This is a genomic window from Idiomarina sp. ST20R2A10, assembly GCF_051842345.1.
GTDB classification, from domain to species: domain Bacteria; phylum Pseudomonadota; class Gammaproteobacteria; order Enterobacterales; family Alteromonadaceae; genus Idiomarina; species Idiomarina loihiensis.
Map to the genome: position 1 here is coordinate 70,578 of NZ_JBNIEY010000002.1, position 13,001 is coordinate 83,578.

Sequence of the window (13,001 nt, forward strand, 5' to 3'; positions counted from 1 at the left end):
ATTCCAAATTAAGTGACATTATTTATTCATTCGATTCTCTATCAATGAATCTACCACACTTGGATCAGCAAGCGTAGAGGTGTCACCGAGATTCTCATATTCGTTAGCGGCAATCTTACGCAAAATACGACGCATGATCTTACCTGAACGTGTTTTCGGCAAACCCGTCGTCCAGTGAATCAGGTCAGGGGTTGCAATTGGGCTTAATTCAGAACGAACCCAGTTACGTACTTCTTTGGTTAATTCATCGGTTACTTCCACACCTTCAACCGGTGTGATGTATACGTAAATACCCTGACCTTTTAAGTCATGCGGATAACCAACAACAGCCGCTTCGGCCACTGACTTATGCGCAACCAACGCGCTTTCAATTTCAGCCGTACCTAGACGGTGTCCCGATACATTCAGAACGTCATCCATGCGACCAGTTATCCAGTAGTAACCATCGGCGTCACGACGCGCGCCATCACCACTGAAGTAACGGTTCTTGAAAGTCGAAAAGTAGGTTTGCTCGAAACGCTCATGGTCGCCCCAAAGAGTACGCATTTGACCAGGCCATGAGTCATTAATAACCAAACCTCCTTCGGCTTCGCCTTCCTGGATATTCCCTTCTCCATCAACCAGTGCAGGTTGAATACCAAAGAATGGACGTGTTGCTGAGCCGGGTTTTAAATCGGTAGCACCCGGCAGTGGTGCAATTAAAATACCGCCGTTCTCGGTTTGCCACCAGGTATCCATAATTGGACATTTACCATTACCAATCGCGCGGTGGTACCACTCCCAGGCTTCTGGGTTAATTGGTTCACCAACACTGCCCAAAATACGCAAACTTTCACGGGTCGACGTCTTCGCTGCTTCGTCACCTTTCGCCATTAAGGCACGAATTGCCGTTGGCGCGGTGTAAAGGATATTGACCTTGTGTTTATCAACAATTTCGCCAATACGGCCAACCCCAGGATACGTTGGCACACCTTCAAACATCAGTGTGGTTGCACCGTTTGCCAGCGGCCCGTAAACAATGTACGAGTGACCAGTAATCCAGCCGACATCGGCTGCACACCAGTAAACATCGTCATCGTGATAGTCGAAGACATACTCATGCGTCATTGACGCATACACCATGTAACCACCGGTAGTATGCACAACCCCTTTCGGTTTTCCGGTCGAGCCGGACGTGTAAAGAATGAACAGCGGGTCTTCGGCGTTCATCACTTCTGCCTGGCATTCATCGCTGACATCGCCAATCAACTCATGCCACCAAACGTCACGACCTTCTGTCCATTCAACGTCACCTTCGGTAACACGACATACAATGCTGTGCTCTAATGAAGGACAAACGCCATCAGACAAGGCTTTATCCACATTGGCTTTCAAACCAATAGTGCTGCCGCCACGACGACCTTCGTCGGCGGTAATTATAGCCTTTGCCTGACAGTCGTTAATGCGGTCCGCAATAGCATTTGGTGAGAAACCGCCAAAGATAACGGTATGAACCGCGCCAATCCGGGCACAGGCCAACATCGCATAAGCCGCTTCCGGTACCATAGGCATATAAATAGCGACTCGGTCACCTTTACCAATACCTAATTTTTTCAGGCCATTAGCAAAACGGGATACCTCTTTATGTAGCTCGCGGTAGGTGATGTGTTTATCTACACTAGGGTCGTCGCCTTCCCAGATAATGGCTGTTTTGTCAGCTTTATCAGCAAGGTGACGGTCGACACAGTTATAACAAGCGTTTAAAGTGCCGTCCTCGTACCATTTGATGCTGACTTTACCTGGCTCAAACGTTGTATTTTTGACTTTGTTATAGGGTGTGAACCAAGTAATGCGCTTTCCGTGTTCACTCCAAAAGCCTTCGGGGTCATCAATGGATTGCTGGTACAGTTTTTTATAACCGTCATTGTCGATTTTAGCTTTTGATTTTATATGGTCTGGAACTGGATACAGTTGCGACATTACCTCTTCCTCCTTATTCGCAAGATGGTAACTGTTGTACGTTTTACGCGCGTTAAACACTATTAGACCATAGTCTAGATTGATAAAAATTGACCAATTAACGACACTTAACAGCGTTTATACATAACTATACCAATTAAAGAAAAACATTTAGCTGACAGGGAGAACACCATGGCTAAAGCAAGTATCACAAAAAAATTCACCTTATCGGCGGCGAGCGCCGCTGTATTGGGTGTTATGAGCTTGGGCGCCCAGGCTCAGGTTAACGACACCGACATTGACTTTGGCGGTTACGTAAAATTAGATCTGTTAGTATCAGACTATGCGGATGGTCCTGCGCCAGCAAGTGCCAGCATCGGCCGTCAAATATACATCCCCAGTATTACGCCGGTAGGTGGCGAAGGCGATGACTTAACGACAGACTTCCAAGCACGCCAGTCCCGTTTCTTTCTTACCAGTAAAACCGAATTAGACAATGGTGAAACGCTGACCGGACATATTGAGATGGACTTTCTATTAACCCCTGACGGCGACCAACGTATTTCTAACTCCTACAACCCGCGCCTACGTCACGCTTTTCTTAAATACGGTAACTGGACATTCGGTCAAACCTGGTCAAACTTCCTGGACTTAAACATTCTGGCAGAGTCAGTCGACTTTATCGGTATTACAGACGGCATCATCTTTAACCGTCAGGCACAGATCCGCTACACTTCGGGCGGCTTCAGCGCTTCCATTGAAAACCCCGAGACAACAGTTACAGAAACCCGGGCTAATGGCGCAACTGCGCCGGGCGGCCGCATCGTTTCCAGTGATGGATTTGTTCCGGACGTTACCTTCAAGTACACAGGCACAGCAGAAAATATCATCTGGCAGGCATCGGCGCTTCTACGTCAGTTAGCTTACGACGTTCCGCAAAGCGGTGATGATGAGACCACTTTCGGTTATGGGGTAAGCTTCGGTGCCAAATACACCTTTGGTATGGACGACATTCGTGCGTCTATTACAACTGGTTCGGGCTTAGGTCGCTATTTAGGTCTTAACACATGGAACGGCGCTTATATCGATGGTAACGGTGAGCTGGAAGCCATTGACTCAACCGGTATTTCATTTGCTTACCGCCACTTCTGGACTGAGAAGCTACGCTCGAATGTCGTTTACTCGCGTGGTTGGGCAGACAATGATGAAGAGCTGCTAGCTCTCGCTGGTGACATGACTGAATACACACAACGCCTTGCGTTTAACGTGATGTATTCCCCAGCTTCAAACCTAACCTTTGGTGCTGAAATTTCACAAGCGAACCGTGAAACTGAAGCCAATGTTGACGGTGATTTAAACCGCCTGCAATTAATGGCTATGTATAAGTTTTAATCAATAAAAGAAATACGGGCGCACAAAGAGCGGTTTTACTTTGTGCGCCTGCTGTTTTCAATAGACCACCAGTTCGTAACCTAATTTCTGCATAACGTTGGCCTCGTACTCAAGTTGCATAGTAAGTACTGAATCCTCTTTCGCTGAACCTTTCAGTTGCAGTTTCAACGCTCCGTCTTCAATAATCGCCTCTTCCAATGAAATTGAGTTTTGTCTATCGCTGTTTAAAATAACGCCCAGACGCATCATTATCAGCATTTTAATGAGCTGATTTTGGCTAAACAGAATCAGATCCGGGAACTCTGCGGTTTGTATTTTTTTACGAAAGTACCGAACAATAGTTGATAAGAACCGCTGTTCTTCGGCATTAAACCCGGGCATATAAGCATGAGCTAAAATATAACCAGAATGCTTTTGTACACCACTGGCACTAATGCTTAGCCCGACCTCATGTAACTTAGCCGCACCTTCTAATAACACTTCCAAATCTTGTCCAGTGAGTCCCCAGCTTTCAGCTACACCGCCCCAAATCTGCTGCACCGTAGATAACACCCGCTCGGCTTGAGCCGAATCAACCGAGTAACGTTGCGCCAAACTGTTAATGGTGCGTTCCCGTACGTCCTGGTGCAGCAAGACTTCGCCCGCCAGTTCATACAAAACGCCTTCTCTTAGCGCGGAGTCGTGAGGAACCAGACGCTCAATTCCCAGTTCTTCGAAAATGCCCAAGAGTACCGCAACACCGCCCGCAATAGATTCCCTGCGCTCTGGCGAGACCCATTCTTTATTCAGTTTTTTTATCGACTCAGCGGCAATAAGGTCACTCCGGCATCCCTGAAGCTGGGAATACGTTATACCCAAAGGTTGCTCGCCATCGCGCTTCACAATCCATTGGAAAATAGCCTTGATGGTTCCCGACGTACCGAAAACGCTTTCCACCGGATGCTCAGCCAAATAATTTGCTATTGGCTCGACATGCTGACGAGCTGATATAACCGCCTTATCAAAACGTTTGGGGGTGATTTTCCCTGATGCAAAAAACTCTTTTGAAAAAGCCAGGCTTCCAATACTTCGTGAGCTTAAGAACTTCGGCTGGCGATTTTTTCCAATAGCAAACTCAGTGCTGCCCCCGCCAATATCAATAACCAGCTGAGACCCCGTAGATTCTGAGCTGGTTTCTGCCACGCCACGAAAAATTAACCGGGCTTCTTCCCTGCCAGAAATGACTTCGATAGGAAACGGTAACACTTTGGCTGCTTCTGCCAAAAATCGCTTACGATTCTTAGCTTTACGTAATGTGTGTGTAGCTACAACTTTCACGGTATCGCGATGGAAACCCTCCAGCCGGACAGCGCATTGCCGGAGCGCTTCAATACCACGGTAAACCGCAGCGTCACTCAGGTGGCGATTAGAAAGACCTTCTCCCAGTTGCACGGGTTGCTTGAATTTGAAAATAGGCTGCAGCTGACCTTCAACTAAACGCGCAATAATTAAATGAAAGCTATTGGAGCCAATATCCAAAGCAGCAAACTGCTTCGGGTCATTATTAGAGGTCTTTTTGTTGGCTTTCATAATCTCTCTTACGTCGCTTAAGATATCGATGAATAGCGACTTGTGAAGGCACCAGCGAGCGGCCTTTAGGAGCCAACCTATCCGACTCAAAACAGTATTTATTCTGTTGTTCCGCATCAATAAAGCGCGATTTCGCTTTATCCTGCCACTGCAAATTCATTATTTTCAAAATATCAGCTTTCACCTCATCATTATAGATGGGCGCGGCAACTTCCACACGATGGTCTAAGTTACGTGTCATTAAATCGGCCGAAGCAATAAAGACCTCTTTCTTACCAGCATGCTCAAAAATATACACCCTGGCATGCTCCAGGTAGCGGTCAACAATACTGCGAATTTCAATATTCTCGCTGAGGTTTTCAATTCCCGGACGCAAAGAACACATGCCACGCACTATACCCCGAATTTTAACACCGGCACGCGACGCTCTATAAAGTTGCACAATTAGGCTTTCGTCTTCTAAGTTATTCACTTTAAAAAGCAGTTCTGCTGGTTTACCGGCTTTAGCCTCATCTATCTCGAACTCGATAAGATCATTTATTCTCTGCCGCATATTTACCGGTGCCACCATTAAATGACGAAACTTATGTGCCCGGTAAGGTTGCTCAAGGTAATGAAATACCGATTCAACATCGGTACAAATATCCGGCTGACAGGTAAATAAACTAAAATCGGTATAAATTTGTGCCGTTCCCTCGTGAAAGTTCCCGGTTCCAATTACCGCGTAACGCCGGTCAAGATTCCCTTCATTGCGATGAATCAGCACCAGCTTAGAGTGCACCTTAAGACCGTGGATGCCGAAACTGACACGGACACCTGAGTCGGTTAACTCCTTAGCCCATTCAATGTTTGCTTCTTCATCGAACCGAGCCTGAAGCTCAACCATAACAGTCACATGTTTACCGTTTTGTACCGCATCCATCAACGAGCGGACCACCCGAGAGTTAGGCGCCACACGATAAATACACATTGAGATTCGGGTAACTTTAGGGTCGTAAGCGGCCTGCCGGACAAACTCCGTAAAATGCGAAAATCTATGGTACGGGTAATACAGCGCGATATCGCTTTTCTGAATGGCATCGAATACATTATCAAAGTGCGAGAACTTTGGATGAAACAATGCAGGCAAAGCTTTGTGCGTCAGTGACTTTTTGCCTAAGTGCGGAAACTTAACGAAATCTCGTGTGTTACGATAACGGCCACCAGCTACAAAAGAATCAAACTGGGTTAGCTGCAGCTTTTCACTTAGAAAGGCGAGCATTTCTTCCGGCATTGCGCGGTCGTAAACTAAACGTACAGGGTCAGCTTTTACTCTTTGCTTTAAGCCTTCTTCCATACGTTCAAGCAAGCTTTGTTCAATATCATCTGAAGGGCGGTATTCCGCGTCCCTGGTGGTTTTAAACGAAAAAGCCCGCAGTTGCTTAAACGGAATAATTCCCTTAAACAATACTTCTAAATTCAATTGCAGAACGTCATCTAAAAACAAAAGCTTGTGCTTCTTACTGCGCCCCTTGGCAGGCAACTTAATAAAGCGATCCATCTGATCAGAAGGCACTTCCAACAGCGCATACTGTTTGGCATCAGCGTTTATAATCTCAACACAAAGGTAGGTTTCATCTTCACGGATAATATTAGAAAGGTTTCCTTTACCATTGACCCATATAGGTACAATAAAACGCTGTACTTTTTCCGTGAAAAAGCGCTTAAGCCTTTGCTTTTCTTCTTCGTTCAACTGGTCAATGCTTAGTAGCGAAATACCAATTTTTCTTAAGGTTTCTAAGACTTCTTCCAGTACTTCATCAAAGCGTTTTTGCAGCAACACAACCTTTTTTTGCAACTGTGCCATTAGCTGCTCATATTGTTCACGCTCTTCTGTCGCCTGACTAAAGAAAATACGGCGCTTTACGTCAGCCACGCGCACCTGAAAAAACTCATCCATATTACTGGAAAAAATTCCGAGAAAACGAATTCGTTCAATTGCCGGAACCGTGCTGTCTGCAGCTTCTTGCAACACGCGCTCATTAAAGGAAAGCCAGCTTAGTTCTTTATTAAAAAATTTCATAGCGTAGACATGGCAACAGATACATCATGCGACTAGCCTAGCGTACTCGGGCTGTATTTTTATGACAGTAATATGACAGTCGCGTTATAAAACGCGACTGTCGGGGAAACTTACAAGAAGAGGTTATTTGACGAGTTTTATTAGCTGCTTGCCAATGTCCGTATTATCCATATAGCCGCCGAAGTTTTCGCTATAAGGGCCGACAGCAAAGACCGGAACATCAACACCGGTATGCCCGCTGGTTGTCCAGCCGGTACCGGTAATATCGCCAGTTATATAGACCAGTGCCTGATGTAAAGCGTCTTGTTGTTCTTCACCCTCTGCTTCAGCGGCAATAGCAAGCTCATCAAGATACTCTTGAGTCAGCTCAAAGTTAACTTTATCAGCTACATACTCCGCCCAGCTCTCAGTATCCATGGCAAGCATCTCTTTACTCATGAAAGCAATTGAATTTTCAATCGCCATCACACGATCAGAATACCAGGCGTAGTCACCATCACGCCCTAGAGTCAGGCCACCAGTTGAATGATCAGCCGTCATCACTATTAACGTGTCGGGATTCTTCTCGCGGTACTCACTCACCACCTTCAATGCGCGATTTAGTCCATCCATTTCGTGGACGGCACAAGCGATGTCATTGGCATGACCACACCAGTCAATTTCGCTGCCTTCAATCATTAAAGCAAACGGCTGCTGCTTTTTATCCAATAAGCGCAAAGCGGTACGTGTCATATTGGCCAGCGCATCAACATCGCCGTCAATCGCGTGCGGCAAACCTTTTTCTGCAAAAAGTCCCATTACTGGCGTAGTGTCAACCGAGTTCAGCATTTGCATATCGGTTACTACCTGCATGCCGTGCTCCGGCAATACATCCAGCCAATTCTTGTCTTCACGGTTAAAATAGCTTTGTCCGCCACCTAACATCACGTCAAAAGACGGTTGACCTTCAACCACCTGAGTCGCAATTTTGTCGGCTATCTGGTTGTATTCGTAGCGCGACGGGTGATGGGTGAAAAACGATGCCGGCGTTGCATGGTTAACTTGTGAGGTGGATACCGAGCCGGTTGACCAGCCATTTTCGCGAACCAGTTCCATAATGGTCTGTAATGGGTATTTATCAGAATCGACGGCAATAGCTCCGTTGTAGCTTTTAACGCCTGTCGCCAGAGCGGTTGCGCCAGCGGCGGAGTCCGTAACCCAGGTATTATCATCCGGATAGGTGGTTGCGGCGCCTTTCAGCATGGCATCAAACTCAGTTTTAGCAATAGTTTTGCTGTCTAAATCAGACATGGCATAACGGTACGCGCTAATATATTCAAACCCCATACCATCACCAATAATATAAATAATATTGGGTTTCTGTTCTTCTGCCTGCACCATTGTAGATGCCAAAGCCAGCCCAATGCCAGCTACCAATGCTTTGAGTTTCATACCACGACTCCTTTGTGAATAACCTAACCAGTATACCAAAGCGCGAGTGTCAGGAATATGACAATAGCCGCAGAATCATTGCCGTTTAGCGGTAATATTACCGTCAGCCAGACGAACTTCTATTGATTCACCCACAGCCACTTGCTTCTCACTACGAACCACATCGCCGGTTTCTGTACGGACAATAGCGTAACCCCTTTCCAGAGTATTCAAAGGACTGACAAGGTTCAGAGACTGCATCAACTGTTGCTGCTGAGTTCGTTTGTCTTTTAAAACTCGTTGCATAACCTGCGGCAATCGTTGCTGCTGCGTCTGAAGTTTTTGCTGCAAACGCTGTAACTCTTTTTGCGGATGCATAGCCTGCAGGCGGCCGTGTAAATAAGACACTTGCTGCTTTTGCCGCGCCAGGCGGTTCTGTAACGCCCGGTTAGCTCTGGCTTGCAGTTCATCGGCTAATTGTGACTGTTGTTGCAATTGTCGTTGCGGGTGCTGCTGTTGCAGCCGGGTTTGTAAAAATTGCCAACGCTGCTGTAAACGCTGCAACAATCTCTGCTGCGCCAAGCCTAAGCGTTGCTGCAGTGCCTGCGCTTTTTGCTGTTGTTGTTGTTGATCTCTGGTAACTAACTCAGCGGCTGCAGAAGGTGTTGGAGCACGAACATCGGCAACAAAGTCGGCAATAGTGAAATCAATTTCATGTCCAACAGCGCTAATGGTTGGCATGGGCGCTGTTGCCAAAAGACGCGCAAAAGTCTCATCGTTGAAACACCATAAGTCTTCCAGAGAACCACCGCCACGGCTGACTAACAGTACATCCACTTCATTACGCTCAAATGCGGTTTTTAGCATAGCCTGCAACTGCGGAACGGCTGCCTCTCCCTGTACCGCGCTCGGATAAATAACCACTTCGACGCCGGGGTCCCGGCGTTTCATCACCGCCAGTATGTCTTTTATCGCAGCACCGGTGGGTGAGGTCAGCACGCCGACTTTGCGAATATGATCGGGTAGTAAGCGCTTACGTTCCGCCGCAAATAACCCTTCAGCGGACAGTTTCTCTTTTAGTTGCTCATAACGCTGTTGTAAAAGCCCCTGACCGGCGTCTTCAACCTGCTCAATAATCAGTTGGTAGTCGCCCCGCGGTTCGTAAACCGTGACTTTAGCGCGTACCAGTACCTGCATACCATTTTGCGGCCGAACCTTTGCACGCTGATTCGCATTGCGGAACATAGCGCAGCGAACCTGAGCCCGCTCGTCTTTTAAAGTGAAATACCAGTGTCCTGAACCCGGCGCTGCAAAATTTGAGATTTCTCCAACCAGGCTTATTTGACCAAAGCCTTGCTCTAATAGTTGTCGAATCTCAGTATTTAACTGGCTGACCGAATACACCATGAGCATCACTCTTATTTTGAAATGAAAGATAAATCATACCATATTCCGCTCGCACTCAAATACGCCAGCCAATTTGGACGTCTAAATGTCTTGACGTCCTGATATCTATTTATTACAGTCAAAACCTCACTCAGAATATTGAGGTTAACTATGGTTCAGCCAGTTGCCCGCAGTTTTTATGCAAACACTCCGTTCGCACGTCTTAAAGGTTATCGCTATGGCGATCCTGATAAACCGGTCGTTGTTGTTCAGGGCGGGATCAGTGCCAGTGGCCAAATCTGGAAAGCTGATGAAAGTGGCTGGTGGCAGTCGCTGCATCCGCTCTTTTCAGAGCTGACTGATGTGCAAGTCATCAGCTTCGATTACCCCGGCGGCATAGGAGGATCAGAGTGTCCGTCTGTGCCTTTAACGGTAAAGCAACACAGTGAAGCCATTCGGCACGCGCTGAAGCAGGAAACCGATAACCTACAAGCCTGGATCGGGGGGTCTTTCGGTGGCGTTCTGGGACTTCAGTATGCCGCTGACCACCCAACTGAGTTGCCGCGTTTAAGTGCTATTGGCGCGGCTCACAAACCGTCAGTACATTCAGCGTTACTGCGCTACTTTCAGCAAGCGCTCATTCAACGATGCGATGATAATCAGTCAGGTATTATTTTGGCGCGGGCGCTGGCCATGCTGAGTTATCGCACCGCCGAAGAATTCGAACAACGTTTTAATCATGCGGACGATGCCTTTGAATACTTACTGTATCAGGGCGAAAAACTCTTGAAGCAAAACGGCAATGGTTGCCGCAGCTTATTTACGCACCTTACGCCAATACTCAATGATTACAGTATTGATCCAACCCGCGTGCAGGCAAAAGTGCAGCTAGTCGACTTTAACAACGACGCTATTGCCCCGCCCAGCCTGGTGAATGAACTGGCAAGCTTACTTCCCAACCCATTTGGCCGGGTCACTATTGAAACGCCGTTCGGCCACGACGGGTTTATCAAGAATGTTGAACAGTACCAATCGGCTTTAACGCATTTTTTAACTGAATCTGAACTGGAGTCCGTATGAAAGACGAAACATTGGCCATCCACCACGGCTATGAAACTGACCCAACGACTAAGTCAGTAGCTACTCCCATTTACCAAACCGTTTCCTACGAGTTTGATAACGCACAGCATGGCGCTGACCTGTTTGACCTGGCAGTTGAAGGGAATATTTATACCCGCATTATGAACCCGACCAACGATGTTCTGGAAAAACGTGTCGCAGAACTTGAACATGGTGTCGCCGCACTTGCCGTAGCCTCAGGCATGGCAGCCATTGAGTACGCATTAATTACGCTTGCCCGTCAGGGCGATAACATAGTGACGACACCACAACTCTACGGCGGAACCTACACACTATTCCAGCATATGTTGCCTTCATTTGGCATTGAAGTCCGTTTTGCCGAATCGGATAAAGCAGAAGACATAAGCAAACTTATAGACGATAAAACTAAGGCGGTATTCTGCGAGAGTATTGGCAACCCGGCGGGAAACATCGCTGATTTAGAAGGCTATGCTGACGTCGCCCACCAACATGGCGTTCCGCTGGTCGTGGACAACACGGTTGCTACACCGATACTTTGCAAACCCATTGATTTTGGCGCTGACATTGTGGTGCATTCGCTGACCAAATATATTGGGGGTCATGGCAATTCAGTTGGCGGCTTAATAGTCGATGGCGGACGGTTTGACTGGGTTAAGCAAAAACAACGCTTTCCTCAGTTTAGCTCACCGGAACCGGCTTATCACGGCGTAGTCTATACCGACGCTTTTGGTCCGGCGGCCTTCATAGCCCGCGTTCGTACTGTCGCCTTGCGTAACACCGGAGCCTGCTTGTCACCTTTTAACGCCTTCCTGTTGCTGCAGGGGTTAGAAACTTTACCTTTGCGTATTGAGCGCCACTGCGACAACGCGCTGAAAGTGGCTGAATATTTACAGTCGCATCCAAACGTAGATTGGGTGAACTTTGCAGCGCTGCCAGAGCACACTAACTACGAGCGAGCGAAAAAGTATATTAAGAATGGAGTTCCCGCATCGCTGTTAACCTTTGGCGTTAAAGGCGGCTACGATGCTGGCGTTGAGTTTTACGATAAGCTGAAACTGTTTAAACGCCTGGTCAACATTGGTGACGCAAAGTCACTGGCCTGCCACCCGGCCTCCACAACTCACCGGCAGTTGTCTGCTGGCGAACAGGCCGCGGTTGGCGTAAAACCAGAAGCTATTCGTTTATGTGTTGGCATTGAAAATGCGGAAGATATTATTGCCGATATCTCTCAGGCACTCGCTTGAGCACCCACAAAAAAGGCCACTGTTGAAGTGGCCTTTTGTCAGAACAACAATACGTTAGTCGTCTTTTTTCAGGTGAACGTCCATTTGGGGAAAGGGAATACCAATGCCCTCCTCATCCAGACGGTCTTTAATTCGCTCTAGTAAATCCCAGCGGGTCGGCCAGTAGTCCTCATTTTTCGTCCACGGGCGAACATTAAAGTCGACCGACGAATCGCCAAGGTTGGTCACCGTAACAACAGGTTCAGGATCTTTTAATACCCGCTCATCGCTGGTAATCACATCCATCAGTGCTTTCTTCGTCTGCTGTAGATTCGCACTGTAACTTACACCAATAACCAGGTCGATACGGCGCAATTCTTCTCGGTTATAGTTAACAATAGGGCCACCGATAATTTCAGAGTTAGGCACAAAAACCACCTTACGGTCAGGGGTTTTCATAATGGTCTGAAAGATATTAATTTGCTCAACGGTTCCTGAAACACCACCAGCATCAACATATTCACCCGCACGAATTGGACGGAACATAATAAGCAGAACGCCCGATGCGATATTAGACAGGGAGCCCTGCAACGCCAGACCAATTGCCAGACCTGCGGCACCTAGTATGGCAATGAAGGAAGTAGTTTCAACGCCCACATGCGACAGTGCCATCATGATAGCGGCAATGAATATCACCGTTTTTAAAATTGCACCGACAAAGCTGATAACAGCACCGTCGACCTGACGCTTTTTCATGCCTTTGGTCATTACACCTGTCACGGTGTTAGCGACGATTTTACCGACAATTAGTATCGCAATAGCGATGACAAATTTAATCGAGAAACCTATCAGCATGTCCTGATTATCATTAATCCACTGGACGATGTTATCCATACAAATTATTCCTTATTCCGCAGAGA

At 47.2% G+C, this 13,001-nt stretch carries 9 protein-coding genes; 3 read left to right on the plus strand and 6 right to left on the minus strand.

The window, feature by feature from the left end:
• Positions 1-18: 18 nt before the first annotated feature.
• Positions 19-1,959 (minus strand): acetate--CoA ligase, encoded by a 1,941-nt coding sequence (gene acs / locus ACP7H9_RS04490; protein ID WP_439222248.1) that lies wholly within the window; start codon positions 1,957-1,959, stop codon positions 19-21.
• Positions 1,960-2,130: 171 nt separating this feature from the next.
• Here acs and ACP7H9_RS04495 point away from each other — a divergent pair, with 171 nt between their 5' ends.
• Complete coding sequence (locus tag ACP7H9_RS04495; RefSeq protein WP_439222249.1) at positions 2,131-3,330, plus strand: DcaP family trimeric outer membrane transporter; 1,200 nt, start codon at positions 2,131-2,133, stop codon at positions 3,328-3,330.
• 57 nt (positions 3,331-3,387) lie between these two features.
• Here the strand turns inward: ACP7H9_RS04495 and ACP7H9_RS04500 are convergent, their stop codons facing one another.
• From ACP7H9_RS04500 to xseA, 4 genes are all read right to left on the minus strand, one after another.
• The gene (locus tag ACP7H9_RS04500) at positions 3,388-4,899 is read right to left on the minus strand and encodes a Ppx/GppA phosphatase family protein (RefSeq protein ID WP_439222250.1); all 1,512 of its coding nucleotides are present in this window, start codon (positions 4,897-4,899) and stop codon (positions 3,388-3,390) included.
• Positions 4,874-6,961, minus strand: coding sequence for a polyphosphate kinase 1 (ppk1, locus tag ACP7H9_RS04505; protein ID WP_439222251.1), 2,088 nt, complete (start codon positions 6,959-6,961; stop codon positions 4,874-4,876). The genes ACP7H9_RS04500 and ppk1 overlap by 26 nt, the downstream gene beginning before the upstream one ends.
• A 123-nt stretch (positions 6,962-7,084) precedes the next feature.
• Positions 7,085-8,392 carry an alkaline phosphatase gene (locus ACP7H9_RS04510; protein ID WP_439222252.1) on the minus strand — a complete coding sequence of 436 codons (1,308 nt, stop codon included), beginning with the start codon at positions 8,390-8,392 and terminating at the stop codon, positions 7,085-7,087.
• A 75-nt stretch (positions 8,393-8,467) separates the two neighbouring features.
• A complete protein-coding gene (gene xseA, locus ACP7H9_RS04515; protein ID WP_439222253.1) occupies positions 8,468-9,778 on the minus strand; it encodes an exodeoxyribonuclease VII large subunit in 1,311 nt (436 codons plus the stop codon).
• A 150-nt stretch (positions 9,779-9,928) separates the two neighbouring features.
• On the opposite strand from xseA, the gene ACP7H9_RS04520 reads away from it, so the two are divergent.
• A complete protein-coding gene (locus tag ACP7H9_RS04520; protein ID WP_439222254.1) occupies positions 9,929-10,837 on the plus strand; it encodes an alpha/beta fold hydrolase in 909 nt (302 codons plus the stop codon).
• Entirely contained in the window at positions 10,834-12,102 is a 1,269-nt protein-coding gene (locus ACP7H9_RS04525; protein WP_439222255.1) for an O-acetylhomoserine aminocarboxypropyltransferase/cysteine synthase family protein, read from the plus strand. The genes ACP7H9_RS04520 and ACP7H9_RS04525 overlap by 4 nt, the downstream gene beginning before the upstream one ends.
• 54 nt (positions 12,103-12,156) lie before the next feature.
• Here the strand turns inward: ACP7H9_RS04525 and ACP7H9_RS04530 are convergent, their stop codons facing one another.
• Positions 12,157-12,975, minus strand: a complete 819-nt coding sequence (locus ACP7H9_RS04530) for a mechanosensitive ion channel domain-containing protein (protein WP_011235243.1) — start codon at positions 12,973-12,975, stop codon at positions 12,157-12,159.
• Between the last annotated feature and the right edge of the window lie 26 nt (positions 12,976-13,001).